The organism is Streptomyces sp. NPDC053673 (assembly GCF_055585225.1).
Window position 1 is genome coordinate 264,400 of record NZ_JBVJKN010000003.1, and the last position, 26,353, is coordinate 290,752.

18 protein-coding genes are annotated in these 26,353 nt (G+C 69.7%); 11 read left to right on the top strand and 7 right to left on the bottom strand.

Annotated features, from left to right (window positions below; all coding sequences use genetic code 11):
- Positions 1-70 precede the first annotated feature (70 nt).
- Both ACZ6ZQ_RS06930 and ACZ6ZQ_RS06935 read left to right on the top strand, forming a co-directional pair.
- On the top strand, positions 71-1,054 hold the full coding sequence (locus tag ACZ6ZQ_RS06930) for a LysR family transcriptional regulator (RefSeq protein ID WP_469767512.1): 984 nt from the start codon (positions 71-73) through the stop codon (positions 1,052-1,054).
- Between the two features lie 519 nt (positions 1,055-1,573).
- Positions 1,574-3,547, top strand: a complete 1,974-nt coding sequence (locus ACZ6ZQ_RS06935; protein ID WP_469767513.1) for a collagenase — start codon at positions 1,574-1,576, stop codon at positions 3,545-3,547.
- A gap of 292 nt (positions 3,548-3,839) precedes the next feature.
- Here ACZ6ZQ_RS06935 and ACZ6ZQ_RS06940 read toward each other — a convergent pair whose 3' ends face one another.
- The gene (locus ACZ6ZQ_RS06940) at positions 3,840-6,134 is read right to left on the bottom strand and encodes an immune inhibitor A domain-containing protein (RefSeq protein WP_469767514.1); all 2,295 of its coding nucleotides are present in this window, start codon (positions 6,132-6,134) and stop codon (positions 3,840-3,842) included.
- Positions 6,135-6,438: 304 nt separating this feature from the next.
- Here ACZ6ZQ_RS06940 and aac(3) point away from each other — a divergent pair, with 304 nt between their 5' ends.
- From aac(3) to ACZ6ZQ_RS06980, 8 genes are all read left to right on the top strand, one after another.
- Positions 6,439-7,293 carry an aminoglycoside 3-N-acetyltransferase gene (gene aac(3) / locus ACZ6ZQ_RS06945; protein WP_469767515.1) on the top strand — a complete coding sequence of 285 codons (855 nt, stop codon included), beginning with the start codon at positions 6,439-6,441 and terminating at the stop codon, positions 7,291-7,293.
- A 187-nt stretch (positions 7,294-7,480) separates the two neighbouring features.
- The gene (locus ACZ6ZQ_RS06950; protein WP_469767516.1) at positions 7,481-9,544 is read left to right on the top strand and encodes a right-handed parallel beta-helix repeat-containing protein; all 2,064 of its coding nucleotides are present in this window, start codon (positions 7,481-7,483) and stop codon (positions 9,542-9,544) included.
- Between the two features lie 32 nt (positions 9,545-9,576).
- A complete protein-coding gene (locus tag ACZ6ZQ_RS06955; protein WP_469767517.1) occupies positions 9,577-10,179 on the top strand; it encodes a cupredoxin domain-containing protein in 603 nt (200 codons plus the stop codon).
- A 78-nt stretch (positions 10,180-10,257) separates the two neighbouring features.
- On the top strand, positions 10,258-11,655 hold the full coding sequence (locus tag ACZ6ZQ_RS06960; RefSeq protein WP_469767518.1) for a hypothetical protein: 1,398 nt from the start codon (positions 10,258-10,260) through the stop codon (positions 11,653-11,655).
- A 218-nt stretch (positions 11,656-11,873) separates the two neighbouring features.
- Positions 11,874-12,599: a DUF899 domain-containing protein gene (locus ACZ6ZQ_RS06965; protein ID WP_469767519.1), complete on the top strand. Its 726-nt coding sequence runs from the start codon at positions 11,874-11,876 to the stop codon at positions 12,597-12,599.
- 74 nt (positions 12,600-12,673) lie between these two features.
- Positions 12,674-13,477 carry a uracil-DNA glycosylase gene (locus tag ACZ6ZQ_RS06970; RefSeq protein ID WP_469767520.1) on the top strand — a complete coding sequence of 268 codons (804 nt, stop codon included), beginning with the start codon at positions 12,674-12,676 and terminating at the stop codon, positions 13,475-13,477.
- 177 nt (positions 13,478-13,654) lie between these two features.
- Positions 13,655-15,160 (top strand): serine/threonine-protein kinase, encoded by a 1,506-nt coding sequence (locus ACZ6ZQ_RS06975; RefSeq protein ID WP_469767521.1) that lies wholly within the window; start codon positions 13,655-13,657, stop codon positions 15,158-15,160.
- A 271-nt stretch (positions 15,161-15,431) separates the two neighbouring features.
- The gene (locus tag ACZ6ZQ_RS06980; RefSeq protein ID WP_469767522.1) at positions 15,432-17,825 is read left to right on the top strand and encodes a lamin tail domain-containing protein; all 2,394 of its coding nucleotides are present in this window, start codon (positions 15,432-15,434) and stop codon (positions 17,823-17,825) included.
- 68 nt (positions 17,826-17,893) lie between these two features.
- Here the strand turns inward: ACZ6ZQ_RS06980 and ACZ6ZQ_RS06985 are convergent, their stop codons facing one another.
- The 3 genes from ACZ6ZQ_RS06985 to ACZ6ZQ_RS06995 all read right to left on the bottom strand — a co-directional run bounded on the left by ACZ6ZQ_RS06985 (position 17,894) and on the right by ACZ6ZQ_RS06995 (position 19,129).
- Positions 17,894-18,061, bottom strand: a complete 168-nt coding sequence (locus tag ACZ6ZQ_RS06985) for a hypothetical protein (protein WP_469767523.1) — start codon at positions 18,059-18,061, stop codon at positions 17,894-17,896.
- Between the two features lie 149 nt (positions 18,062-18,210).
- Positions 18,211-18,504, bottom strand: coding sequence for a hypothetical protein (locus tag ACZ6ZQ_RS06990; protein ID WP_469767524.1), 294 nt, complete (start codon positions 18,502-18,504; stop codon positions 18,211-18,213).
- 211 nt (positions 18,505-18,715) lie between these two features.
- The gene (locus tag ACZ6ZQ_RS06995) at positions 18,716-19,129 is read right to left on the bottom strand and encodes a Fur family transcriptional regulator (protein ID WP_469767525.1); all 414 of its coding nucleotides are present in this window, start codon (positions 19,127-19,129) and stop codon (positions 18,716-18,718) included.
- A 452-nt stretch (positions 19,130-19,581) separates the two neighbouring features.
- Between ACZ6ZQ_RS06995 and katG the strand changes: the two genes are divergently transcribed.
- Positions 19,582-21,798, top strand: coding sequence for a catalase/peroxidase HPI (katG, locus tag ACZ6ZQ_RS07000; RefSeq protein ID WP_469767526.1), 2,217 nt, complete (start codon positions 19,582-19,584; stop codon positions 21,796-21,798).
- 113 nt (positions 21,799-21,911) lie between these two features.
- On the opposite strand, the gene ACZ6ZQ_RS07005 is transcribed toward katG, so the two are convergent.
- The 3 genes from ACZ6ZQ_RS07005 to ACZ6ZQ_RS07015 form a co-directional block, all read right to left on the bottom strand.
- A complete protein-coding gene (locus ACZ6ZQ_RS07005) occupies positions 21,912-22,988 on the bottom strand; it encodes an NAD(+)/NADH kinase (RefSeq protein WP_469767527.1) in 1,077 nt (358 codons plus the stop codon).
- An 84-nt stretch (positions 22,989-23,072) separates the two neighbouring features.
- Positions 23,073-24,521, bottom strand: coding sequence for an ATP-binding protein (locus ACZ6ZQ_RS07010; RefSeq protein ID WP_469767528.1), 1,449 nt, complete (start codon positions 24,519-24,521; stop codon positions 23,073-23,075).
- Complete coding sequence (locus ACZ6ZQ_RS07015) at positions 24,518-26,176, bottom strand: NAD(P)/FAD-dependent oxidoreductase (protein ID WP_469767529.1); 1,659 nt, start codon at positions 26,174-26,176, stop codon at positions 24,518-24,520. Before ACZ6ZQ_RS07015 ends, ACZ6ZQ_RS07010 begins: the two co-directional genes overlap by 4 nt.
- Positions 26,177-26,353 lie beyond the last annotated feature (177 nt).

Genomic DNA, 26,353 nt, shown 5'->3' on the forward strand with positions numbered 1-26,353 from the left:
GACATTTCACATAAGACTGCTGACGCACGGCCCTGTCCGAAAGCTGTCGCTGGTCCATAACATCCGCGCCATGGATCTGGAGATACGGCACCTGCGGGTCGTGTGCGCGATCGCCGAGGCGGAAAGCCTCACCCGCGCCGCCGCCGCGCTCCGCATGACACAGCCGGGACTCAGCGCCCAACTGCGCCGTATCGAAGCCATGCTGGGTGGAACCCTGTTCGACCGGCGACAGGAGGGCACCGTCCCCACGCCCTTCGGCGAGCTCGTCATCGGACGGGCCCGCGCCGTCCTGCCGGGCGTCGACGGGCTCCTCGCCGACACGGCCCGGGCCGCCCGCCGCATGTCGGCCGCGGACCGGATACGCGTCGGCTCGGTCGGCGCTCCGCTGCTCGGTCATCTCCTCCTGGCCGTCAAGGCCTTGCTGCCCGAAGCCCACCTGACCGCCCGCTGCCAGTACTCGCCCGTCGCACTGCTCGACGACCTCGCCGCGGGCCGACTGGAAGCGGCGGTGCTCGGTGACCACCCGGACCAGGAGCTGCCGCAGCGTGAGGGCGTGGCACTCCACCCGATCGCCACAGAGCCGGTCTTCGCCCTCCTGCCGGCGACCCACCCGCTTGCCGCGCGGGACGAGGTCCCGCTGCCCGAGCTTCTGGACGAGGACTGGGCGGTTCCCCGGCCCGACGGCGACCGGACCCGCGAGTACTGGGCTTCCGTCTGCGCCCTGACGGACCGCGCTCCGTTCGCTCCTTACGAAGCGGAGGGGCGGCAGTTGATCGAGATCGTGAGGGCGGGCCTGGCCGTCAGCCTCTGCCAGGCCACGTTCATCGAGGTGCCCGGCGTCGCAGTCCGCCCTCTGGCCGAAAATCCCTTGCGGTACCGGCACATTCTGGCCTGGCACCACGATGGCCCGCTCGCGGCGTGCGGCACCGAGATCCTGCGCCGGGTCGCCGATGGTTACGTGTCCACCTGCTCCGCCGCACCGGTGTACGCGCGTTGGCGGGAGCGGCATCAGGCCCCGGCCCGGCTGCCGACGATGCCGCCCTCAACTCTCTGAACCTGAGGACAGCAGCAGGAGATCACCACTGATGCTCGCCCACGTGGCGAGGCGGTTGACCTCGACCGCACCGGTGCCACAGCCCGCCGTGAGATCACCCTGCTCCACGCCCGTCCAGCCGGCCCCGGGCCCATGTCGCCGTCGTGCCACCGGGATTGCTCGCCCGCGCCACCCGCGCGGTCCGAGGCGGAATCCACGCACCGGAGTGGGGATGGAGGGGCACCGGCTCACCTCAGGGACGACGGTCGCCCCTCGAAACCGGCATGAGCATGCCCAGCAATCAGGTAGTTCCGTCCGGGAATCTCAAGACCACCGACAGGATCCCCTTCTGACGACTCGTCAGTTTGGCCTGTTGCGTGCAAGCCTCTTTCACTGCCATGTGAACTGTGAAATTGTACGGTCACACTTTCCGTGGGCATGACAGCTCTGGGAGTGCTCAACTTCCGTTGCCATCACGGTCCGCACCCCCCACCGCCGTGCCCCCACGCACGGCTGCCGACCGGCCTGGAGGCCATCGCCATGCGCAGACCCCCCACACTCAGGAAACTCGCCCAACTGCTGATACCTACCGTGGCTGCCGCCGGCCTGGGGCTCACCATGCTCGCCCCCAATGGCGCGGCGGCTCCGGCCGGCGCCGGGGCACCCAAGCCCACACCGAGGTCGGCGCCCGCCCCACAGCCCGCCACCGCCACCGTGCTTGCCGCCGATCTCGCACCCGGACACGCCGCCGACCCCGCGCGATCGGCCACGAAGACCTCGAACGCCGCAGAGCGCCCTCCGCTCCCCGCGGCCCAGAACGCCGCAGAGCGCAAGCAGGCCCGCTCTGCGGCGAGGGCCGCGGCGGACTGCAACATCAGCGACTTCACCTCGAAGACCGGCGCTGCCCTGGTCGAGCAGATCAAGCAGTCGGAAACCACCTGCATCAACACGCTGTTCAGCGTGACCGGTGAGGACTCCAAGGCCCTCTTCCGTGAGGAACAGATGGTCACGGTGGCGAACGCGCTCAAGGATGTCGCGACCAACTACCCGGGGAACAACAGCACCTTCGCCACCCAGGTGGTGCTGTACCTGCGCGCCGGCTACTACATCCAGTACAACCAGCCGGAGAACGTCGGCGAATACGGCCCGACGCTGAAGAGCGCCATTCAAGGCGCCCTGGATGCCTTCTTCGGCTCGTCCCACGCCTTCGACGTCACCGAGGCCAACGGAGAAACCCTGGCCGAGACGGTCACCCTGATCGACAGCTCCGAAGAGAACGCCCGTTACCTCGACGTGGTGAAGCGCCTGCAGAAGGACTACAACTCGTCGTACGACCAGTTCTACGGGATGCTCGCGGCGGTCAACAACACCTACACCGTGCTCTTCCGCGGCCACCAGCTGCCGGAGTTCGTGGAAGCCGTGAAGGCCGACCCGAGCGTCCTCACCGGACTGCGTGACTTCGCCGTCGCCCACGACGATCTGCTCGGCACCGACAAGTCCTACCTGGCCAGCAACGCCGGACGCGAACTCGCCCGCTTCCTGCAGCAAGCCGACCTCAAGGACTCCGTCAAGCCGTTGGTCAAGGAGCTGCTCGGCCGCAGCGAGATCACTGGACGCACCGCCCCGCTCTGGGTCGGCCTCGCCGAGATGACGGACGAGTACGACAAGGAGAACTGCGCCGAGTACGACACTTGTGACCTGCAGAACCGCGTGCGCGACGTCGTGCTGACGGTCAAGCACGCATGCGGTCCGAGCGCGAAGATCCTCGCACAGGAGCTGACCGCGTCCGAACTCGCGGCCACGTGCGACAGCGTCCTCAAGCAGGACCCGGTGTTCCACAACATCGTCAAGGACAACGGCCCGGTCAAGGACGACAACAACACCAGCATCGAGATCGTCGCCTTCAACTCCAGCCTCGACTACAAGACCTACGCCGGTGTCGTCTTCGGCATCGACACCAACAACGGCGGCATGTACCTGGAGGGCGACCCGGCCGCTGAGGGCAACCAGCCGCGCTTCATCGCCTACGAGCAGCCGGCCCAGGACGACGCCTTCCAGATCTGGAACCTCAACCACGAGTACACCCACTACCTCGACGGCCGCTACGACATGTACGGCGACTTCGCAGCCGGGCAGACCACCCCGACCGTGATGTGGATCGAGGGTTTCGCCGAGTACGTCTCCTACTCGTACCGCGGCATCACCTACGACAGGGCGATCGAGGAGGCGGGCAAGAACACCTACAAGCTCAGCCGGCTCTTCGGGACCACCTACGACAACGCCGACACCACCCGTATCTACCAGTGGGGCTATCTGGGCGTCCGCTACATGCTCCAGTCGCACCCCGAGGACGTGGCCACCCTGCTCGGCCACTACCGTGCAGGCGAGTACGACGCGGCCCACAGCCTGCTCCGCGACACCATCGGCACCAAGTACGACGCCGACTTCGCCGACTGGCTGAGCAAGTGCGCCGGCGGCGACTGCGGCCAACTGCCGGCCCGGAGCGGCCGGTGACCGGGGCCTCGGTCACCGGCAAGAACTGAGCCAGGAGAGCCTGGTGTCCCGCGCATCGTTTGTGCGTGGGACACCAGGCTTCGACGGCGCCACCCGCGACGACGGCATCAAGCAACTGCTCCTTCGGCGAGGTGGCCGTTGTCCCCGACGGCCGCACCGGCACAGCGGACTGCACCTGCGAGGGCTCGCTGCGCGGTTGACGCGCCCAGGGGCGGGCCCAGCCGGCATGACACGGCGACGGCCGGGACACACGAGGTGTCCCGGCCGTCGCCGCGCTGGTGTCGGGCCGCCGTCAGTGCGCGGCCGGGTTGACCACATTGATGGTCAGGTCGTCGCCGGCGTCGCCGGTCACGGTCACCTTCACGCCGTGGCCCGCGACCTTGACGCTGGCCTGCGGGGCCGCGGAGCTGTAGTACGCGTTCGGGTCGGTGTCGTCGAAGACCGGGATGCCCAAGGCGGCCGGCGCGCAGGCTGCCTTGGTCACGACGGTCTGGTTGCCGCCGTTGCCGGACAGGACCTCTTTGTGAAGGCAGGTCGCGTCCGTGGCCTCCAGGCCGAAGGTCGCGTCGAAGGGCTGACGGCGGTTGCTCGGCGCGGTCCCGTCGTCGTACGTGAACGGGGCCGGGCGGGCGTCGACGGCCATGGCCGAGCCGCCGCCGGGGTGCGCGCTGACGTTGTTGTCGTCGTACGACCGGTCGACGTACCAGACGAGCATGCCGTTCTGGTAGCGGAAGAACTCCACCCAGTCCGGCGCCGTGACGCCCTTGCTGAACTGGTACGGGCCCTCGGCCAGGAGCGCGTCGCTGCCGACGTACTCACGGTTCTCGACCAGGTAGTAGCGCGGGTACGTGGCCGTCTCCGTGCCGGTCGAGATCTTCCACTTGCCGGTCGCGGTCCAGCTGCCCGCGCCCTGCTCGACGTCGTCGGTCGACAGCGTGGTGCCGCCGGACGCGAGGGTGATGTCGTCCAGGAAGGCGCCGGCGAAGTGCACGCCGCCGTCGGTCTGGTAGCGGAAGCGGAACAGCGAGGGCCTGCCCTGGGAGTCGTACGCGTATCGCAGGGTCGTCCACTTGCCGGCGGAGGAGCCGTCGACGGCCGTGCCCGCCCGGAGCCAGTTCGCCCCGCCGTCGAGGGAGTACTCGGCGAAGAGGTAGTCGAAGTCCGCCTCGATCTCGTACCAGGCGCTCGCCTTGACGGTGACCCGCGAGGCGGCCGGCACGGACCGGGTGAGGGATTCGTTGAGGCCGTCGGCCGAGCCGGTCCACCAGGCGTGCGTGCCCGAGGTGGGGGTGGTGTAGGCGGTGCTGCTGGTCTTGTCGGGCAGCGCGATACGGACGGCCTGTTCCTTTCCGGTGACCTGGAGCTGCGCCGGATTCAGGGTGTACGTCCCGGAGGTGCCGACCTCGGCGTTCGCGTGGTCCAGCCAGCCGAGGAAGAGCTTCTCCTCGGCGCCCATCAGGCCCGGGTGGGTGCCGATGCCCGCGTTGCCGGCGGCGCCGTGGCTCAGCCAGGAGCCGGAGCTCATCAGGGTCCAGAAGGCGGTGGAGTTCTCGCCGCCGTCGGTGTCGTAGTAGTCCGGCAGGCCGAGGTCGTGGCCGAACTCGTGGCAGAAGACGCCGAGTCCGCCGTTCTCGCCCTCGGTCGTGTAGTCGCCGAGCCAGTACTTCGACGCGCCGATCCGGGCGCCGCCGGCCTTGTTCTGGGTGCCGGCCACGTCCGGGCCGGTCAGGCCGTAGTCGTCGCCGTTGACGTACCAGCGGTGCGACCAGATGGCGTCCTCGCCCTGCGCGCCGCCGCCCGCGTCCTCGCCCATGCCGGCGTGCACGGCCTGGAAGTGGTCGATGTATCCGTCGGCCTCGTCGAAGTTGCCGTCGTGGTCCCAGTCGTTGCGGTCCCAGACGTCGAACTGGGCGAGGTACGCGTCGATCTCGGCGGGCGACTTGCCGGCCGCGATCTGGGCGTCCCACCAGGCGTTGCCGGTGTCCTGGATGAAGTTCCACGAACCGCCGTTGTCCTCGACGGCGTTGTCGCCGTACCAGGACGCGTTGTGGGGGACCTTGACCCAGTCCTCCACCGTGTTGGTCACCGAGTAGCGGCCGTTGGACAGCTTCTCGTAGTACGTGCGCATCGACTCGCCGGAGCCGTTGAACAGGTTCTCGTAGTACGCCTTGCTGAAATCGGCCGTCCAGGCGTTGGAGTTGTCCACGCTCCGGTCAGGCTGGGCGATCTGGTTGTGAAGGGGGCCGGGGACGGTGCCGTACTTCCCGGCGCTCTGGTCGCCGAACTCGGAGAGGACGGTGAAGATCTTCTCCGATCGGACGGTCGTGGTCTCCACGAACTTTCCGGACGCGAGCTCGACGACACCCCGCGCGTCGGCCTTCGCTTTACCTTTGGCGATCTTGTCGATCGCCTGTCGGCGCATGTCCGTGCGCTGCTTCGTCACCGGCCCCGGGCGGTTGTCCGCCCGCGGCGTCGTGGCCCGTGGTGCGTCCTGGGTCTCAGGCACGGCCACGGCGGGCTGCAGCCCGACGGCCAATAGGGCTGTGAGCGCGGACCCGAGGGCCATGCTCACGGCGAGTCTCTTCACTGGCGGTCCCTTCGAAGGGTTCGTGTGTTCCGTCGTCGAATTCCGGACACGGATCGACCTCGAACGAGCGCCGCAGAGTCTGGCATGGAGGTGTCGCCCTCGGGGAGCCCTCGGGAGCGACTTCTGTCGCGGCATGCCACCGGCTCCCGACGCGGCGGTGCCCGGCAGGGGACCTTTCCGCTGTTGGTCACGCCCGCCTGGGACGGCAGGGGACGTCATCGAACTGGACAGCACGGGGTGGGTGACGGCTCGCGGTGGGAAATCCGGTGTCGGATGCCCATGGGCGACGGATAACTTCGCGTTCATGGACGAACTGACCCTGCTCAAGCGCGTCAACGGCCCTGTCACCCGCAGTCGGCTCATCCGTGACCTGACCGCGCTCGGCCTCGCCGAGGGCGACATCGTGATGTTCCACACGCGGATGTCCGCGATCGGATACGTGGCAGGTGGCCCTCAGACGATCATCGGCGCCCTCTGCGACGTCGTGGGCGAGCGGGGAACCCTGCTGGTGACCTGCGGCTGGAACGACGCCCTGCCCTATGACTTCACCGACTGGCCGCAAGCCTGGCAGGACGTCCTGCGCGCGGAGCACCCCGCATACCATCCCGAACTCAGCGAAGCGGACCACAACAACGGCCGTCTCGCAGAGGCACTACGCCGCTGGCCGGGCGCAGTCCGCAGCCGCCATCCCGACGCCGGCTTCGCCGCACTCGGGGCGGCGGCCACCGCGCTGATGGCCGACCATCCCTGGGACGACCCGCACGGCCCGGGCAGCCCGCTGGCGCGGCTGGTCGCCATGGACGGCCGGGTGCTTCTCCTGGGTGCCCCGCTGGACACCCTCACGGTCCTGCACCACGCCGAGGCACTCGCCGAAGCACCCGGTAAGCGGTTCGTGGACTATGAGCAGCCGATCCAGGTTGACGGGCAGCGGGTCTGGCGGCGGTTCCACGACATCGACTCGGAGAACGGGGCCTTTGACTATTCCTCCGTCGTGCCCGAGGGGCAGGATCCGTTCGAGACCATCGCCCAGGACATGCTCGCCGCCGGAATCGGCAGCCAGGGCATGGTCGGCGCAGCGGGCAGCTACCTGTTCGAAGCCGGCGACGTCGTGAACTTCGGTATCCACTGGATCGAGGAGAAATTGGGCAAAGCCCAGTGACCCGGCCTGCGACGGACTCCTCACTCGACTCTGTACCTCGGGTGGAAGTTGGACGCGACCGGCGTTCGCGGCCACGATCGGCCGGCGGTCTTCGCCGGCCGGACAGCCGGCGACACGGCCCGGAGAGCTCGGCGCCCCAGCTGCACAGAGGCTCCCCAAAAGATGAACATTGCTCTACTCTCCGCGTATGGCGAGCATCCGCAAAGCCCTGGCCGTGCTGGCCGCCTGCATGGTCGTCCTGGCCGGCGCCGCGCCCGCCATGGCACATGAGGAGCGACCCGTGGACTTCCCCGACGGCTCGGGGAGCGTGCCGCAGTACCGGGACGGGGAGCCCGACCTGCTCGTGTGCAAGACCGACCGGGCGGACTTCGACAAGCGCATCGCGCGCTTCCCGGAAGACCTGAAGCAGCGCAACCTGGAACTGTTCGAGCGCTGCCAGGACGGTGGATACCGGCATGTGCAGGAGGCCGTCGACGCCGTCGACAAGCCCGGGATGAACATCGCCGTCCTCCCGGGCCTCTATCTGGAGGAGCCCACTCAGCCCGGCCCGAAGGGCGAGTGCGCCAAGCTGAAGGCGCCCAATTCCTCGTTCGGCTACCAGATCCTGTCGTTCGAGCAGCAGAAGCAGTGCCCCGCCAACCAGAACCTCATCGCCGTCCTCGGCAAGAAGGACCTGCAGATCGAGGGCACCGGCGCCGGCCGCAACGACGTCATCATCGACGGCCAGTACAAGAAGCTCAACGTCATCCGGGCGGACAAGTCCGACGGCGTCTACTTCAAGAACTTCACCGCCCAGCGCTCCACCTTCAACTCCCTCTACATCCTGGCCGGTGACGGCTTCGTCATCGACGGCGTACTGACGCGCTGGAACGACGAATACGGGTTCCTGACGTTCGCCGGCGACCACGGCCTGTACAAGAACTGCGAGTCGTACGGCAACGGCGACTCCGGCATATACCCGGGCAGCGCCTCCGACATCAACACCGGCCGGGGCTACGCAGTCCCCCGCTACTCCATCGAGATCAAGGACTGCCGAAGCCACCACAACATGGTCGGCTACTCCGGCACCGCCGGTAACTCCGTCTGGGCCCACGACAACGAGTTCGACCACAACATGGCCGGCGCCACCATGGACAGCGCGTTCCCCGGCCATCCCGGACTGCCGCAGGACCACGCCAAGTTCGAGCGCAATCTGATCCACGACAACAACGCCGACTACTACCGCCACGTCAAGGACGGCACCTGCGCCAGGCCGACCGCCGAACGCGGCTACGAGAAGGGCGTGGTCTGCCCTCAGATCTCCGTGCCGGTCGGCTCCGGCTTCATCACTTCGGGCGGCAACTACAACGTCTTCCAGGACAACTGGATCTACGGCCAGCAGCGCGCGGCCTTCGTCCTGCATGCCGTACCCGGGTTCATCCGAGGCGAGAGCTCCTGGGGCAGGCAGTTCGACACCTCGCACCACAACCGGTACGTGAACAACCACCTGGGCGTGGACAAGCAGGGCCGTGCCCGGCCGAACAAGGCCTCCGTGTGGTGGGACGGCCAGGGCGAGGGGAACTGCTGGTCCGACCTCGAAGGCAGCAGCAACCCGCTCGCGCTGCCCTCCTGCGGCGACGAACCCGGCGAGGTGTCCTGGGGCAGCGACCGGATCGCCGGCGAACCGGTGAAGCTGGCCCAGTTGATGGTCTGCGCGGACTACGACGTGAAGGCGCGCAAGCTGCCCGCCGGCTGCGACTGGTACGGGGCGCGCGGCATGGCGCGCGTCGAAGTGCAGTTCTCCCTGGCCGTGGCGGCGGTGCTCGCGATCGTGGGCGGCGCGCTGTGGTGGCGAACACTGCGCCGCAACCGCTGGGCGACGATCGCCGCCGGGTTCGGGTTCGCGGGTCTGGTGCTGGATGTGATCGGCTCGGCAAGCTCGTACGCGCACACCGCCGTCCCGGCCACCGCCCTGCTGCTGCTCGGCATCTGGTGGACGGCGAGCGGGCTGCTGCTGCGCGGGCAGCGGCCGGTGTTCGGCTGGGTGACGTTCGCCTTCGGTTTCCTCACGCTGCTCGACGCCTTCGACAAGAGCATCGTGATGATCCCCTGGACGCCGCTCAGCCCAGCCTGGCTGCGCACGCTGCTCGGACTGGTCTGGGTGGTCTGGGCGGTGATCGCAGTGGCCCGCGAGCGGCTGCGGGCGGCCGCCGAGGAGCGGGAGGGCAACCTGGGTCCGGCGGGCCCCGAACCGCAGGCGGCCACGGCATGACACAGCGTCAATCCCTCAAAGGACCGGTCACGATGCCGCACCGACGCCCGGCCGCGAGCCGCCACCGCATCACACCGCACCGCCCCTCCACCGTCGGTCGCCGCATGCCCGCCCGGCGCGTCCGTCTCGCCGCCGCGGCTCTTCTGGCCCTCGCCCTGGCGGCGGGCGGCTGCTCCCGGCCCACCACCCACCACAAGCCAGGCACGAGCCACGACACCGCGACCGCACCGGTCGCAGCGGCCACGGAACCGCCCGACGAGTCGGGCAGCGACATGCACGATCACAGTGACGGTGACGGTAACGGGGCCGGGGCAGGCGATGGGGCCGGGGACGGGGCCGGGCAGGACGGCGATCGGGCCGTCGACGGCATGCCCGGCGTGACGGTGAAGATCAGCATCGCCGGAGGCAAGGTCACCCCCTCCCCCGGCCGGATCGGGCTGCGCAAGGGGGAGCGCGTCGCCTTGGTGGTCACCAGCGACAAGGCCGACGAGCTGCACGTCCACGGCCTCGACCACACGGCCCGGCTGCCCGCCGGCCGGGCCGCCACACTCTCGTTCACCGTCGACCGCACGGGTCTCTTCGAGGTCGAGACGCACGAGGCGGGCCTCGTCCTGACCCAGCTCCTGGTCCGCTGATGCGCCTGGCGCGGTGGGGCCCGTCCCGTATCCCAGCGCGACAGAACCAGCCGTACCTCCCAGCGCAATGGACTCGCCATGCATCCCAGCACACTGATGCTCGCCCTGCGGCCGGGCACCGGTGCACTGCATCCCGCCCTGCCCGCAACCGCACCCCCCTCCGAGCTGTCCGCCGCCGAGCTCCAGCCCGTCCTTCAGCTGGCCCACGGCATCGGTGCCCGCCACGACCTGCCCATCTCCGCCTTCTACGCCTATGCCGGCGCCTTCACCGCCCTCTTCGTCTCGTTCCTGGCCCTCGGACTCCTCTGGCCCAGCCCCCGGTTCGCCGGAGCCACGGCCGGCCGGCCGCTGCCCGCCACGCTGCAGCGCCTCGCCGATGCACCGGCGCTCCGCCGCGCCGTGCAGGGCCTCGGGCTGGCCGCGGCCGTCTTCGTCCTGGCCCATCTGCTGCTGGGCCCCGACGACCCCGACCGTAACCCCGCCCCCGGCGCCGTCTACGTCCTGCTCTGGGTCGGCCTCGTCCCCACGTCCCTGCTGCTCGGCCCCGTCTGGCGCCTGCTCAACCCCCTGCGCACGCTGCACGCCCTGGCCTGCTGGGCGCTCGTCCGCGACCCGCACCGCGGCCGCGCCCTGGCCGCAGGCCTCGGCTACTGGCCCGCCGCCCTGGGTCTGTTCGCCTTCACCTGGCTGGAGCTGGCCTCACCCGAACCGGCCTCCCGCCTCAGCCTGCTCACCTTCCTCACCCTCTACGCCACGGCCCAGCTCACGGCGGCCGCCACATACGGCAGCTCCTGGTTCGACCGCGGCGACGCCTTCGAGTCGTACTCCGCCCTGCTCGCCCATCTCTCCTTCGTCGGCCGCCGCCGCAGCGATCGCCGCCTGGTCCTGCGCAATCCCTTCCACAGCCTCGACGCCGTCCCCGGCGCGCCGGGTCTCGCCGCCACCGTCTGCGTCATGCTGGGCAGCACCGCCTACGACGGTTTCTCCAAGGCACCCTGGTGGATCAACATCCTGCAGACGTCCTCCGTCGGCCGTACCGGCGCCGCCACGCTCGGCCTCGCTTCCGCCTGCCTGCTCGTCGCTGCCCTGTACGCCTCGTGTGCCGGCGCCGCCCGGTTGATCTCCGGCCGGATCGAACGCCCCGTCACCGCCTTCGCGCACTCCCTTCTCCCCATCGCCACCGGCTACTTGATCGCCCACTACTTCTCGCTCTTCGCCACCGAAGCCCCACGCACGGTCACCCTCGCACAAGGCACTGACAATCCCGCCGTACCAGCGGATCTCCTCTCCCCGGGAGGCCTTGCCACGCTCCAGGTGAGCGCGATCGTCCTCGGTCACGTCGTCGGCGTGATCGCCGCCCACGACCGCTCCGTACGTCTCCTGCCGCCCGCCCGTGCCGTCGCCGGGCAGATCCCCCTGCTCGTCCTGATGATCTGCTGCACCATCGGCGGCCTGACCCTTCTGCTCCAGGCATAGGGCCTGTCCTGCGGATCTTGCCGGGCCTGCGTTCCCAGGCACCGCACCTCGCTGCGTAACCGCAGTTCAGGAGCCTTTGCGGCCGACACTCGCGCATTGACGTGCGCCCGTGTCGATGGCGCCCGACCCTGGATACAGGGGGCCCTGCTGAGCGGTACCCGGCTCACACCCCTGGCCTGGCGTATTACGTCGGACGGAACGGGAAGGTGAACGTCACCATGAAGACACCCCCAGTCGTTGCACTGCGAGAGTGGGAGGCTGCGCGCCAGCAGCTGCTTGTGGAAGAGAAAGCGTTGACCCGCGCCCGTGACGCCCTGGCCGCCAAGCGACGGCGGATGCCGTGGCTGGCGGTGGAGAAGGAGTACGAGTTCGACGGACCCGAGGGCAGGGCGAGTCTGCTCGACCTGTTCGCCGGTCGTCGTCAGCTGATCGTCTACCGCGCCTTCTTCGAGCCCGGTGTGTTCGGCTGGCCCGACCACGCTTGCCGCGGCTGCTCCATGGTGGCCGACCATGTCGGCCACCTTGCCCATATGAACGTCCGGGACACCACTCTCGTCTTCGTCTCCCGCGCGCCGCAGCCGGAGATCGAGCGCGTGAAGGCGCGAATGGGCTGGACGATGCCCTGGTACACGATCACCGACGAGTTCGACACCGACTTCGGTGTGGACGAGTGGCACGGCACGAACGCATTCATCCGCGACGGCGACAGCGTGTTCCGCACCTACTTCATCAACGCCCGCGGTGACGAGGCTCTGGGAAGCACCTGGAGCTACCTCGACATGACTGCGCTCGGGCGGCAGGAGGAATGGGAGGACTCGCCTGAGGGCTATCCCCAGACCCCGCCGTACGAATGGTGGAACTGGCACGACGAGTACGGCGATGCCGAGCCGCGGCCGGAGTGGCTCGAACAGACTCGCCGAGGCACCCGAGCTCAGCAGGACTGAGCCGTTCCCCCCTTGAGCCCTTTGGCCCAGGTGGCCCCGATGGTGGTCGGACCCTGGCTCAGTAGCGTGGAGGCATGAACGGAACGGGCGACTCAGGCTCGGCACCGGCCGCCGACGACGCGGCGTTCGCCGCTCATCACGCGCCCCGCTGCACGGGCCTGGACGAGGTGGACACGCTCGTGACCCGGTGCCGGGCGTGCCCGCGGCTCGTGGCCTGGCGTGAGGAGGTCGCCAGGGTCAAGCGTGCGGCATTCCAGGACTGTGAGTACTGGGGACGGCCAGTCGCCGGGTTCGGGCCCGCGGATGCTGCTGTGGCGGTGGTCGGGCTCGCGCCTGCCGCGCACGGTGGCAACAGGACCGGGCGGATGTTCACCGGGGACGCGGCCGGTGACTTCCTCTTCGCCGCCCTGCACGCGGTCGGTCTCGCCTCGCAGCCGGTGTCCACGCATGCTGGGGACGGGCTCACTCTGCACGGTGTGCGGCTCACCGCGCCGGTGCACTGCGCGCCTCCGCAGAACAGGCCCACTACCGGCGAACGGGACACCTGCCGGCCCTGGTTGTCGGCGGAGCTGAGGCTGTTGAGCCCACACCTGCGTGCCGTGGTCGCGCTCGGCGGCTTCGCCTGGCAGGCGGTGCTGCCCGCGCTCGGCGAGGCCGGCTGGCGAACGCCCCGGCCCCGTCCCGTCTTCGGGCACGGTGCTCATGTCGTCCTGCCGGCCACGGGCCGTCGGCCCCCGCTCCATCTTCTCGGCAGCTACCACCCGAGTCAGCACAACACATTCACCGGGCGGCTCACCGCCACCATGCTCGTCGACGTGTTCCGCCATGCCGTCGACCTCGCCGGACTGGAGGCGCGGCCGGGAGCCCCTCCGACCTGAGCCTGCCGAGCCGACGGCGTACCGCAGCCCCGCGGGACTGCTGGACCGGTCCCCGGTCCCCGGTCCAGCAGTCCCGTCTCCCGGCTGGGGCGGGGCGCTGTTCGGGGTACCGGTTATGGTTCTCCTCGGTGCGTTCGGGCGTGCCGGTGCACGAGCGGGAAAGGCTGGGGTCTCACGGTGTCCGATCTTGGGCGGCTTGTGGCCGACCGGTACCGGCTGGTGGAGCGCATCGGGCGCGGTGGCATGGGCACCGTGTGGCGTGCGGAGGATGAGCTCCTCGGGCGGCATGTCGCCGTGAAGAAGCTGCACGTTCCCCCGCATCTGGAGGACGACGAGCTTCGGCGGCTCTACGAGCGGACCCGGCGGGAGGCGCGCAGTGCAGCGCGGGTGGCGCATCCCCATGTGATCGTGGTGCATGACGTCGTCGACGACGAGGGCCTGCCCTGCATCGTCATGGAGTACATCCCTTCGGTCACCTTGAGCGACGTGCTGAAGGAGGGTGTGCTGCCGCCCGACGAGGCGGCGCGCATCGGCTGCGTGGTGGCCGGCGCCTTGAGCGCCGCGCACGGGGCCGGGGTGCTGCACCGGGATGTGAAGCCCGCCAATGTGCTGCTCGGGAACGACGGGCGGGTCGTGCTCACCGACTTCGGGATCGCGCTCGAGTCCGGAACGCCCTCGCTGACCAGGACGGGCGAGTTGGTCGGGTCGCTCGACTACCTCGCGCCCGAACGTCTCAAGGGCAGCGCCGAGGCCGGTTTCGCCTCCGACCTGTGGTCGCTCGGGGCGATGCTGTACCAGGCGGTCGAAGGGCAGCCGCCGTTCCGCCGGGACACCCCGATCGAGACGGCGTACGCCATCGCCGCGTACCCGTACGAGCCGCTCGCCAACGCCGGGGAGCTGGCCCCGGTGATCGAGGGCCTGCTCGTGAAGGAGCCGGGAGAGCGTATGGGCGTGCGCCGGGCCGAGCGCCTTCTGGCGGATGCGGCCGGGGCGCAGACCGCCCGCCTCGACCGCCCCACGCGGCCGGCCCATGGTGAACTGTCCCCGGCCCCCGCGCAACACAGCACCCGCCGCCGCACCGTGTTGCGGTCCGTCGCAGCGCTGGCCGTCGCTGCCGCCGTGGCGGGCGGCGCCGTCCTGTTGTGGCCGCACGAGCCGGCCGACGCCGGCAAGGACCCGGCGGCGACGGGCACCGTGTCGGCCCGGCCTCCGAGCAGCAGCCCTTCCCCGGCTCCGGCGATCCCCGCCGGCTACCACCGCGAGACGGAGAAGATGGGCCTCTCGGTCCCGGTGCCGGACGGCTGGACCCGCAAGGAACGGCCCGACGGTGAAGTCGCCTACCTCGACCCCACCGGACTGGTGGGGCTGAGGGTCAACGCGGTCCAGTTCGCGGGATCCGATCCCCTGCGGCACTGGAGCGAGGTCGAGGAGGACCAGACGCGCAGGGACAATCCGGGCTATGAGCGGGTCAGGATGAGCAGCACGACGTTCCGGGGACGGCAGGCCGGATACTGGGAGTTCACCTTCAAGGGCCGGGTACGGGACTTCCGCGCGGTCGAGTTGGCGTTCGCCAACGCCGACGGGACCCAGTACGTGATCTACCTGTCGGCGCCGAGCGCGCAGTGGAAGGAGTACCGGCCGGTCTTCGACAACGCCGTCAAGGGGATCCACCCGAGCGCATAGACGGGTGCCGGGTGCCGGGGACGGCGACCGCGGCGGTCAAGGACGTGTTGGTCCGTGATCGTCCGGCTCAGGTCCGGCCGGGCATCCGGACGTCGAGCTCACGACATCCGGATGCGCCGACGGGGCACACCGCCCGGTCGGCCGCGTGGGAAGTTCATTCACGAGTCGTCCGGCCGTCGCCCTCTTTCCATAGTGATCGACGTACTTCGCAGGGTAACCATGACGGGTTCAACCCGCCCCCCACCACGCATCGTTGGTCAGGAGCCCGATCATGGATCGTCATCGCCGCCGGAGCACCGCTCGCGCCGTGGTGTTCTTCCTGCTTCCCGCCGCCCTGGTGGGCGCGGTCGCCGGGGCACTCGCGCCCCCGGCGTTCCCCGCCTCGCCGGATGTGGTGATCAGCGAGGTGTACGGGGGTGGCGGAAACAGCGGCGCCCCCTACCGCAACGACTATGTCGAGCTGTACAACCGGGGCGGCAGCGCGGTCAGCCTCTCCGGCTGGTCCACGCAGTACGCCTCCGCATCCGGTACCACGTACGCCGTCACCGCGCTGTCCGGCACGATCCAGCCCGGCTCCAGATACCTGGTGCGGCTCGGCTCCGGCGGCAGCCAGGGCGTGTTGCTGCCCGCCCCGGATGCGAGCGGCACCACCAACATGTCGGCAACCTCGGGCAAGGTCGCACTGGTCACCTCGGCCACCGCCCTGACATGCGGCGGCAACTGCGACACCGCCCCGGGTGTGAAGGACTTCCTCGGCTACGGCGCGGCGAACGACTACGAGACATCCTCCGCGCCGACGCTGTCCAACACCTCCTCGGCGACCCGGTCGAACCCGGCCACCGACACCGACAACAACGGGAACGACTTCGCCAAGGTCGCCCCGACTCCGCAGAATTCACAGGGCGGTGGGAGCGGCGAATGCACCGGCTACACCACTCGGATACGTGACGTCCAAGGCAGTGGCCATCTGTCCCCGCGCAGCGGCCAGTCGGTCTCCGACGTACGGGGCGTGGTCACCGCGGTGAAGAGCAACGGCTTCTGGTTCCAGGACCCCTGCCCGGACAGCGATGCCGCAACGTCCGAGGGTGTGTTCGTGTTCACCTCCAGTGCCCCCTCGGTCAGTGCCGGCCAGGAGATCTCGGTCGGCGGTGGCGTCACCGAGTTCCGGCCCGGCGGAGCGAGCAGCACCAACCTGACCATCACCGAGATCACGTCCCCCTCGGTCAGCGTCCTGGGGATCAGGCCGGTGCCGCCGGCCGGAGTGATCGGCACCGGCGGCCGGGTGCCCCCCGCCTCGGTGATCGACAACGACGCCACCGGCAGTGTCGAGACCTCCGGCACCTTCGACGCCACCACCGACGGCATCGACTTCTACGAGTCGCTCGAGGGAATGCGGGTCCAGCTCGACAACCCCGTGGCCGTGGGTGCGAGCAACTCCTTCAACGAGATTCCGGTGCTCGCCGACGACGGCGCGAACGCCGCGGTGCGCACCGCACGCGGCGGCATCGTCCTGCGCCAGACCGATGCCAACCCCGAACGGGTGCACCTCGATGACGCCGCCCTGGCCGGGTCCGTGCCCAGTGGTGTGAACGTGGGTGATCACTTCTCCGGTCCGGCGGTCGGTGTGCTCGACTACTCCTTCGGCAACTTCAAGCTTCTGCTCACCAGCGCCATCAGCCGGGTGGACAGCGGGCGGGCCCCCGAAACGGCCGACGGGCCGGGCGCGGGCCAGATCTCGGTGGCCACCTTCAACGTCGAGAACCTCGACCCGGGCGACGCGCAGAGCAAGTTCGACGGGCTCGCCCAGCAGGTCGTGACCAATCTGGCCTCGCCGGGGATCATCGCCGTCGAGGAGATCCAGGACAACGACGGTGCGACGAACAGCTCGGTGGTGGCCGCCGACCAGACCTGGAGCCGGCTGATCAGCGCGATCAGCGCGGCCGGCGGGCCCACGTACACGTACCGGCAGATCAACCCGGTGGACGACCAGGACGGCGGAGAGCCGGGCGGCAACATCCGGGTGGGCTTCCTGTTCCGCACCGACATCGGGCTCACCTTCGCCTCCGGGACGCCGGGCGGCTCCACCACCGCGGTGAGTGTCTCCGACAGCGGCAACCCGGCGGACCGGGTCGGCCTCAGCCACAACCCCGGCCGTATCGAACCGGCCGACTCCGCCTTCGGCTCCAGCCGTAAGCCGCTGGTCGGCAAGTTCTACGTCAACTCCGAGCCGCTGTTCGTCATCGCGAATCACTGGAACTCCAAGGGCGGCGACGACCCGCTGTTCGGCCGCTACCAGCCGCCGACGCTGTCCAGCGAGACGCAGCGGAACCAGCAGGCCACGGTGGTACGGAACTTCGTCGAATCGGTCCTCGCCATCGACCCCCAGGCACGGGTCGTGGCGGCCGGTGACCTGAACGACTTCCCGTACTCCCCGCCCGTGCAGACGCTGGTCGGCGCCGGTCTGACGGACCTGCCTGTCACCCTGCCGGAGGCCGAGCGCTACACCTACGTGTACGAGGGCAACGCGCAGGTACTCGACCACATCCTGCTGTCCTCCTCGCTGGCCGGCGCCTCGTACAGCTACGACATCGTGCATGTGAACGCCGAGTTCGCCGCCCAGCAGAGCGACCACGACCCGCAGGTCGCCCGGATCACTCTTCCCTGAAACGGACGCGGGGAGGGCCGGAGCACGATCACGGCCCTCCCCCTCGGGGTGTCGCCCTGGTCGGCGGCCTACTGGCCGAGGTAGGTGCCCGGCGAAAGCCATGTCGGACGGGGCAGGCCGAAGTGTTCCTCGAGCATCAGCTCGGCCTGGCAGAGCGCGCCGTAGACCCAGCCCTGCCCGGTCGACCACGCGTCTGAGCAGACGTACAGGTTGTCGTCGGGGAGCGGGTGGCGCATCCGCGGCATGATCTCCCAGCTCTTCGCCGAGGGTCCCGGCAGCTACTTCGTGCCGTCCTGTCGCGTTCCGGCGTGCAGCCATCCCGGCGAGGAGGATTCCGGCTGAGGGCCTTTCCTCGCCCGAGCCCGGTCGCGGGACCACGCGCCACCTACCAGCACGGCTGCCCCGGCTCCGTACAGGGGCAGCGCGAATACGCGACCAGACTGCGCACGTACACAGATCGGATGCCGGGCGTCCATGGCGGCAGTCGGTAGAAGGCGAAGATCACCGCGAGAAGCGTCATCCCGATGTATGTGGCGAACCACTGCCAGGAGCCCTCCGCGAGTGCGAACGTCAGCACGGCGGCGAGGCCGATACCGATGACCCCGGCCTGACCGCCTGCGTCCTGGCCCGCGCCGATGGATGCCGATTTCCGGGGCCCTTGAGGGCTGGGGTTGTTCACGGGCCTCTCCTGCAGGGTCAGAGGCACATCAGCATCCGTCCCGTGGCGCCGCGGGCCCTGGTGCCATGCCGGACGCGTTCGGCACCCCGCTCGAACGGGGGAGCCACAAGGCAGGCACATCACCTCGTACAGGCGAGCTTCCGCGCCTGCCGGCGACAGGCCGACGCCGCCGCCCGCCCCGCACACACACCCGGCAGGCGGTTGCCGCGAATCAGCCGGCGCAGGATGGGCACAGCCCGCGGTAGGTGACCTCGACCTCGGACACCGTGAAGCCGAACCGTCCCTCCGCCGGGAGGTCGGCCAGCGGATCGCCGGTCGGGTGGACGTCGCGGATGGTGCCGCATCCGGAGCACACCAGATGCTGGTGCGGGTGGTGGGCGTTGGGGTCGTAGCGCTTGGCGCGGCCGTCGGTGGAGACCTCTATGACCTCACCGAGGGAGACCAGCTCGCCCAGGGCGTTGTAGACGGTCGCCCGGGAGATCTCGGGCAGCCGCTGTGCCGCGCGGGCGTGCACCTCGTCGGCCGTGAGATGCACGTGTTCACCGTCGAGGACCTCCGCAACGACGCGCCGCTGGGAGGTCATCCGCCAGCCACGCCCTCGCAGTCGCTCCAGCAGGTCACTCATATCGGTTCACCTATTCAGGTTCGGTGGGATACCCCAAGTTTACCGGTGGACATCCGGGTTCCGATTGGATATGGGTTTGGCGCGCTTATTGACTTGGACTCTGTCCATTGTAGGATCAGTTCTGGCGATAGCCAAGGGACAGGAAGACTCCAGTGCAGGAGGAGACAGAGACGTGACGGGACCACCGCCGAGGAGCTGCGCGGTGCCGGCTTGCGGCTGAGGCCGCCCGCGTCGCGTCGCTGCCCGAGACCGTCCGGCACGGTGACCACCACGGCGCCGCGGCGTTCACCTCCGCAGTGCGCGGCCGCCTGGGCGAGGCTCCTGCCCGACCGCGTCCGACGACCACGGCTTCCGACCGACGAGGCCGAGGTCATGTACTGGGGCCTGCGCCCCGACTGTTCCACCGCCACAGTTCCTGAGCACCGTGATCCGCCCCGTCCGGAAGGATTCCCATGTCTGAGAACCACGATGCAAACGTCGTCGACGCGAAAGCGCAGGGCGGAGGTGGCTGCCCGGTCGCGCACGAGCGCGCCCTGCACCCGACCCAGGGCGGCGGCAACCGCCAGTGGTGGCCGGAGAAGCTCAACCTGAAGATCCTTGCCAAGAACCCCGCCGTGGCCAACCCGCTCGGTGAGGAGTTCGACTATGCCGAGGCGTTCCAGGGCCTCGACCTCCCGGCCGTGAAACAGGACATCGCCGCGGTGCTGACGGACTCGAAGGACTGGTGGCCGGCCGACTTCGGCCACTACGGCCCCTTCATGATCCGTATGGCCTGGCACAGTGCGGGCACCTACCGCATCAGCGACGGCCGCGGTGGCGCAGGCGCCGGTCAGCAGCGCTTCGCCCCGCTCAACAGCTGGCCGGACAACGGCAACCTCGACAAGGCCCGCCGTCTGCTGTGGCCGGTCAAGAAGAAGTACGGCAAGAGCCTGTCCTGGGCCGACCTGATGATCCTCGCCGGCAACGTCGCCCTGGAGTCCATGGGCTTCAAGACATTCGGCTTCGGCGGCGGCCGCGAGGACGTCTGGGAGTCGGAGGAGGACGTCTACTGGGGTCCCGAGAAGGTCTGGCTCGACGACCAGCGCTACACCGGAGACCGCGAGCTGGAGAGCCCGCTCGGCGCGGTCCAGATGGGCCTCATCTACGTCAACCCGGAGGGCCCGAACGGCAATCCGGACCCGATCGCCGCGGCCCGCGACATCCGCGAGACCTTCCGCCGCATGGCGATGAACGACGAGGAGACCGTCGCCCTCATCGCCGGTGGCCACACCTTCGGCAAGACTCACGGCGCGGGCCCGGCGGACCACGTCGGCGCCGACCCCGAGGGCGCCCCGATCGAGGCGCAGGGCTTCGGCTGGGCGAGCTCGTACGGCACCGGCAAGGGCGGCGACGCGATCACCAGTGGCCTCGAGGTCACCTGGACCAGCACGCCGACCCAGTGGAGCAACGGCTTCTTCAAGAACCTCTTCGAGTACGAGTACGAGCTGACGGCGAGCCCGGCCGGCGCACACCAGTGGGTGGCGAAGAACGCCGAGGCGATCATCCCCGACGCGCACGACCCGTCGCAGAAGAAGCTCCCGACGATGCTCACCACTGACCTGTCGCTGCGCTTCGACCCGGTCTACGAGCAGATCTCGCGTCGCTTCTACGAGAACCCCGAGGAGTTCGCGGACGCCTTCGCCCGCGCCTGGTACAAGCTGACCCACCGTGACATGGGCCCGAAGTCGCTGTACCTCGGCTCCGAGGTCCCGGCCCAGACCCTGCTGTGGCAGGACCCGCTGCCGGAGGCCGAGGGCGAGGCCATCGACGCCGCCGACGTCGCGGCCCTCAAGGCCAAGCTGCTCGACTCGGGTCTGACCGTGTCCCAGCTCGTCTCCACCGCATGGGCGTCGGCCTCGACGTTCCGCACCAGCGACAAGCGCGGCGGTGCCAACGGCGCCCGTATCCGCCTGCAGCCGCAGGCCGGCTGGGAGGTCAACGAGCCCGACGAGCTGGCGCAGGTGCTGCGTGTCCTCGAGGGCGTCCGGTCGGAGTTCAACTCCGGCGCCAAGAAGGTCTCCCTGGCCGACCTGATCGTCCTCGGTGGCGCCGCCGCCGTGGAGAAGGCCGCCAAGGACGCCGGCTACGACGTCGATGTGCCGTTCGCCCCGGGTCGTGTGGACGCCACGGAGGAGCACACCGACGCGGAGTCCTTCGCCGCGCTGGAGCCGACCGCCGACGGCTTCCGCAACTACCTGGGCAAGGGCAACCGCCTGCCGGCCGAGTACCTGCTGCTCGACAAGGCGAACCTGCTGGGCCTGAGCGCCCCCGAGCTGACCGTCCTGGTCGGCGGTCTGCGCGTCCTGGGCGCCAACTACCAGCAGACGTCGTACGGCGTCCTCACCGACGCCCCGGGCAAGCTGACGAACGACTTCTTCGTCAACCTGCTCGACCTGGGCACGACGTGGAAGGCGACGTCCGAGGACCAGAACACCTTCGAGGGCCGCGACGACGCGACCGGCGAGGTCAAGTGGACCGGCACTCGTGCCGACCTCGTCTTCGGCTCGAACTCCGAGCTGCGCGCGCTCGCGGAGGTCTACGCGAGCGATGACGCGAAGGAGAAGTTCGTGAACGACTTCGTCGCGGCGTGGGTCAAGGTGTCGGACCTCGACCGGTTCGACCTCGTCTGATCATGCACGTCCGGGCCGGCCGGCCCGCGCCGGCCGGCCTGGGCGTCCTCAGCCGTACCGCTCCTGACCAGCTGTTCCGGTCGGTCCTTCCGCAGGGAGCGCAGCCGCATCGGTCACTGGAGCGGGTAGGTACCGGTTCGGACGGGTGGCAGGCTCAGGTGCCCCAGGTCGGCCGGTGCCGGAGTCGTCAGCGGCCACAGCGGTGCGGCTTCCCCGTCGGCGGCCGCTGCCGGGGCGTCGGTCAGCCTCATTCGCTCGCGCAGACGTCCGTAGAAGTCGGTGGGCCCGAGCCTCACGGATCGCAGGGGACGCGGTGCGGCGTAGACGCCGATCCACTCTCCGGGCCGGAGTACGCCGCGCAGTTGGCCGTCGATGCTGACCGCTGCGTGTCCTGAGCGTTCGAGGAGGCGCAGTGCGATGGGTTCGTCAGGGGCGGCGACGACGGAGCGGTTGAAGGCCATGTGGGGAGCGACGGGAGTGAAGACCAGTGCCTCGGCGCGCGGGGAGATGACCGGTCCGCCCGCGGCGAAGCTGTAGGCGGTCGAGCCGGTTGGCGTGGCGACCATGAGCGCGTCGGCGGAATACGAAGCCAGCAGCCTGCCCGCCAGGTAGACACCCACCGACACCTGATGGTCTCGCGCCAGCTTCTCCAGGACGACGTCGTTGAGCGCGGTCGCGTTCAATGCGATACCCCAGCCGCCCCCTTTCTCACATTCCGGGCGTACAGGTGGTGGTGGCAGAAGCGGGCCGCGACCGTAGCGCATCAGGGGTTCCATGCCTTCGGGCATTTCCAGGGGGCACGAGGCGCGCATGGTGAGCAGCATGCGGTTCTCCGTGTTGACGCGTCCCTCGTGGACGGCGTCCAATGCCAGTCGTACGTCCTGGACGGGGACCTCGGTCAGGAAGCCCACGCGTCCGAGATCCACACCGAGCACGAGGGCGTCGTGCTCGGCGGCCAGTCGGGCGCCGCGCAGGAATGTGCCGTCTCCGCCCAGGGTGACGATGAGATCGGGGTCGCCGGCGGCGTCGAGTTCCTCTTGGGCAGTGTGCCGCTGTTCGCCTTCGTGCCACACATCGATGTCCGTGCAGCGGACGCCGTGGCTGTCGCACCAGTCGCGAACCGCCCTGGCCGCCTCGACAGCTTCGGGGCGTCCTTCATGGACGACGAGTCCGACTCGTGACACTGCCATGTTCTGCCTCCTCATGGGTGCGACGCGCGCTTCCGGGGCGTCGTGGTCGCCCGTCGCCCCAAGGCCGGTGCGAGCGCGGCACGTTCAGCCGGGCTCCTGTGCCGCTGGGGAGGCGATGGGGAGCGAGACACGAAACCGCGTGTCGCCGGGGCGGGATGCGACGCGGATGTCGCCACGGTGTTTGTTCACCACGATCCGATAGGAGATGTCCAGGCCCAGGCCGGTACCCTCGCCCACTGGTTTGGTGGTGAAGAAGGGCTCGAAGATGCGCGGCCGGATCTCGGGGTCGATGCCGGTGCCGGTGTCCCTGATCTCCACGAACGCGTGAGTTTCGTCGTGCCGGGTGGCGACCGTCAGGATGCCGCTGCCGTCCATCGCGGCCAGCGCGTTGTCGATGAGGTTGGTCCACACCTGATTGAGTTCCGCGCCGTAGGCGGGGACGGCCGGCAGGTCGCGGTCGTACTCCTTCACCACGCGCACGCCCTCGGGGATCTTTGCCCGGAGCATCACGAGGGTGGCGTCGAGGAGTTCGTGGATGTCGACGGGCTGCTGGGCGGTCCGGTCCAGTTGGGAGTACTGCCGGGCCGCGTCGACCAGCCCGGAGATACGCCGTACCGCATCCTCGATCTCCCCCATCAGCAGCTCGGTGTCCACGGTGTAGGTGAGCCAGCCGACCGCGGCCCGGCGGTTGTCGTCCGACAGTCCCTCTGTGGCCTCGGCCAGCCATCCGGCATCGATGCCACCGGAGACGAGAACGGGAGCGATGTCCCAGGCTCGTTCCATCCCCGCGTTCTCGAGCCAGTCCCCGAGTTCGTCCTCGGCGTCCGCCGCCTCGATCGCCGACAACGGGCGCGCGGCGATGGCCTGCCGCACCGCGGCATCCTGCATCTCGACCAGTTCGTGCAGACGTGTACCGTCCACCCGGCCGTCCGCGATGAGCGCCAGTTTGTGCCGCATTCCTGAGACGCGGTCACGGAGGGTGTCGGTGGCGCGGACGGCTGCGGCTGCGGGATTGTTGAGTTCGTGGGTCAGACCCGCCGTCAGTGAGCCGAGGGCGACGAGCCGTTCGCGCTCGCCGAGGATGACACCGATGGCGCGTGTCCCGAAGAACAGTCCCTCGAGCAGGTGCAGTGCCATGGGGAACCAGTTCCGCACGGCGGTGGCGAACTCGGCAGCGGGCAGAACGAAGAACTCCGCATCGCTGACCGCCCGCATCGTATGGGAGTAGACCTGATCCACACGGTCACCGAGGTAGGCCTGCGTGGCGCCCCCGTAGGCGCCCCTCAGATCCGTGCGGCTCAGTTCGATGTCGTCGCCGTGGAGATGCCGGCTGAGAGCGACGGTACCGCTGAGCAGCACGAAGAAGCAGGTCGCGCTCTCTCCCTGTGCGTATACGGCCGTTGACGCCTCGCGCACTTCGACGCGCCCGCGCTCGGCCAGCCAGGACAGCTGCTCCGCGTCGAGTGCCTCGAAGAGAAAGAGAGTGCGCAGCTCGTCCGGGGTCAGCGCGCTGCGGGAGGCCTGGGCTGTCATTGCGCCTCCAGGTAGCGGTGCACCAGTGTGACGGCCATGGCTCCCTCGCCCACCGCCGAGGCGACCCTCTTGACCGACTCGGCGCGGACGTCCCCGGCGGCGAACACCCCGGGGACGCTGGTTTCGAGGTGGTAGGGGGCACGCGCCAGTGGCCACCGGGGCGAGCGGCTTCCCGCTGCGGGCAGGTCCGGCCCGGTCAGGACGAACCCCCGTCCGTCGCGCGCCACCACGCCGTCCAGCCATTGCGTCTGCGGTTCGGCGCCGATGAACACGAACAGCCAGTAGGCGTCGACAGTGGTGTGGCTCCCGGAGCGGTTGTCGCGCAGCGTGAGCCGCTCCAGATGGCCTTCGCCGTCGCCGGCGGCCACTTCGGTGCGGGCGTGGATCTCGATGTTGGGGAGGGCTTCGATCTGCTGGATCAGATAGTGGGACATCGACCGGGTGAGGTCGGGACCGCGCACGATCAGGTGGACGCGCCCTGCGTAGCGGGAGAAGTAGACCGCGGCCTGCCCCGCGGAGTTGGCGCCGCCGACGATGTACACGTCGTCACCCCGGCAGCCGGCCGCTTCGAAGGACGCCGCGCCGTAGAAGACCCCGGCGCCCGTGAAGGAATCCAGCTTCGCTCCCGTGAGCCGCCGGTAGGAGACGCCGGTGGCGAGGACGACGGTGTGCGCGCCGATGGAGGTGCCGTCGGCGAACCGCAGCACGCGTCCCGCTCCGGCCGCTTCCAGAGCCACCACTTCGGTCGCGCTGAGGATCTCGGCACCGAATCGGGCCGCCTGCCGCCGGGCCCGGTCGGTCAGCTGCGCTCCGGACACTCCGTCGGGGAAGCCCAGATAGTTCTCGATGCGGCTGCTCTGTCCCGCCTGTCCCCCGGTCGCACTGCGTTCGACGAGCACGGTGCGCAGGCCCTCGGAGGCGGCATAGACGGCGGCGCCCAGTCCGGCCGGCCCCGCGCCGATGACGACGACGTCGTAGAAGTCGGCGGCGGGGCTGGTGCGCAGGCCGACCCGCTCGGCGAGTTCCGCTTCGCTGGGGGCGTGCAGCGCCTTTCCGTCGGCCGTGACCACCAGCGGTACATCGGCCGCGGTGAGGCCTGCCGCTTCCAACAGCTGCACACCTTCGGGCTCGTCGGCGGCGAGCCACCGATAGGGGACAAGGTTGCGCGCGAGGAACTCCCGCACGGCGAACGAGGGCGCGGACCAGCGATGGCCGACGATCCGCGTCTCGGCGGCGCCGGGGTCGGGTGCCGCGTCCCAGAGCTCCAGCAAGGTGTCCAGGACGGGGTAGAGGTTCTCCTCCGGGGGAGTCCACGGTTTGAGCAGGTAGTGGTCGAGATCGACGACGTTGATCGCGTCGATCGCCGCTCCGGTGTCGGCGTACGCCGTCAGCAGCACCCGGCGCGCCAGGGGGAACAGGTCCATCGCGGCTTCGAGGAACTGCACCCCGTTCATCGTGGGCATGCGGTAGTCGGCGATCATCACGGCCAGCGGTTCGCCGCGGAGTTTGACCTCGCGCAGAGCTTCCAGGGCCTCGTCACCTGAGAGCGCGCGCAGCACCCGGAACCGATCGCCGTACCGGCGTCGCAGGTCGCGGGCGATGGCCCGGGAGACACCGGGATCGTCGTCGACGGTCAGGATCGTCGCCTTCGACACCACTTCATCATGCGCGCGTGGCGGTCCTCACGCTCGCCGGCCGACTGCCCGGCATGCGAGCCGGCGCCGTGTCCCGGACCGGCGCAGCGGGCGCGAGCGCGGCACACGAGCCCAGCAGGATCCACCGGATGGGACCACCGAGTCGGCGAGGCGCGCGAGCAGGCCGGGCACCGTGCC

Bases quoted from the DNA above. Each gene is read 5' to 3' on its own strand.
- ACZ6ZQ_RS07010 (WP_469767528.1), bottom strand. From the start codon at position 24,521: ATGACAGCCCAGGCCTCCCGCAGCGCGCTGACCCCGGACGAGCTGCGC.
- katG (WP_469767526.1), top strand. From the start codon at position 19,582: ATGTCTGAGAACCACGATGCAAACGTCGTCGACGCGAAAGCGCAGGGC.
- ACZ6ZQ_RS06985 (WP_469767523.1), bottom strand. From the start codon at position 18,061: ATGCGCCACCCGCTCCCCGACGACAACCTGTACGTCTGCTCAGACGCG.
- ACZ6ZQ_RS06955 (WP_469767517.1), top strand. From the start codon at position 9,577: ATGCCGCACCGACGCCCGGCCGCGAGCCGCCACCGCATCACACCGCAC.
- ACZ6ZQ_RS06965 (WP_469767519.1), top strand. From the start codon at position 11,874: ATGAAGACACCCCCAGTCGTTGCACTGCGAGAGTGGGAGGCTGCGCGC.
- ACZ6ZQ_RS06995 (WP_469767525.1), bottom strand. From the start codon at position 19,129: ATGAGTGACCTGCTGGAGCGACTGCGAGGGCGTGGCTGGCGGATGACC.
- ACZ6ZQ_RS06980 (WP_469767522.1), top strand. From the start codon at position 15,432: ATGGATCGTCATCGCCGCCGGAGCACCGCTCGCGCCGTGGTGTTCTTC.
- ACZ6ZQ_RS06950 (WP_469767516.1), top strand. From the start codon at position 7,481: ATGGCGAGCATCCGCAAAGCCCTGGCCGTGCTGGCCGCCTGCATGGTC.
- ACZ6ZQ_RS06930 (WP_469767512.1), top strand. From the start codon at position 71: ATGGATCTGGAGATACGGCACCTGCGGGTCGTGTGCGCGATCGCCGAG.
- ACZ6ZQ_RS07005 (WP_469767527.1), bottom strand. From the start codon at position 22,988: ATGGCAGTGTCACGAGTCGGACTCGTCGTCCATGAAGGACGCCCCGAA.
- ACZ6ZQ_RS06935 (WP_469767513.1), top strand. From the start codon at position 1,574: ATGCGCAGACCCCCCACACTCAGGAAACTCGCCCAACTGCTGATACCT.
- ACZ6ZQ_RS06970 (WP_469767520.1), top strand. From the start codon at position 12,674: ATGAACGGAACGGGCGACTCAGGCTCGGCACCGGCCGCCGACGACGCG.
- ACZ6ZQ_RS06960 (WP_469767518.1), top strand. From the start codon at position 10,258: ATGCATCCCAGCACACTGATGCTCGCCCTGCGGCCGGGCACCGGTGCA.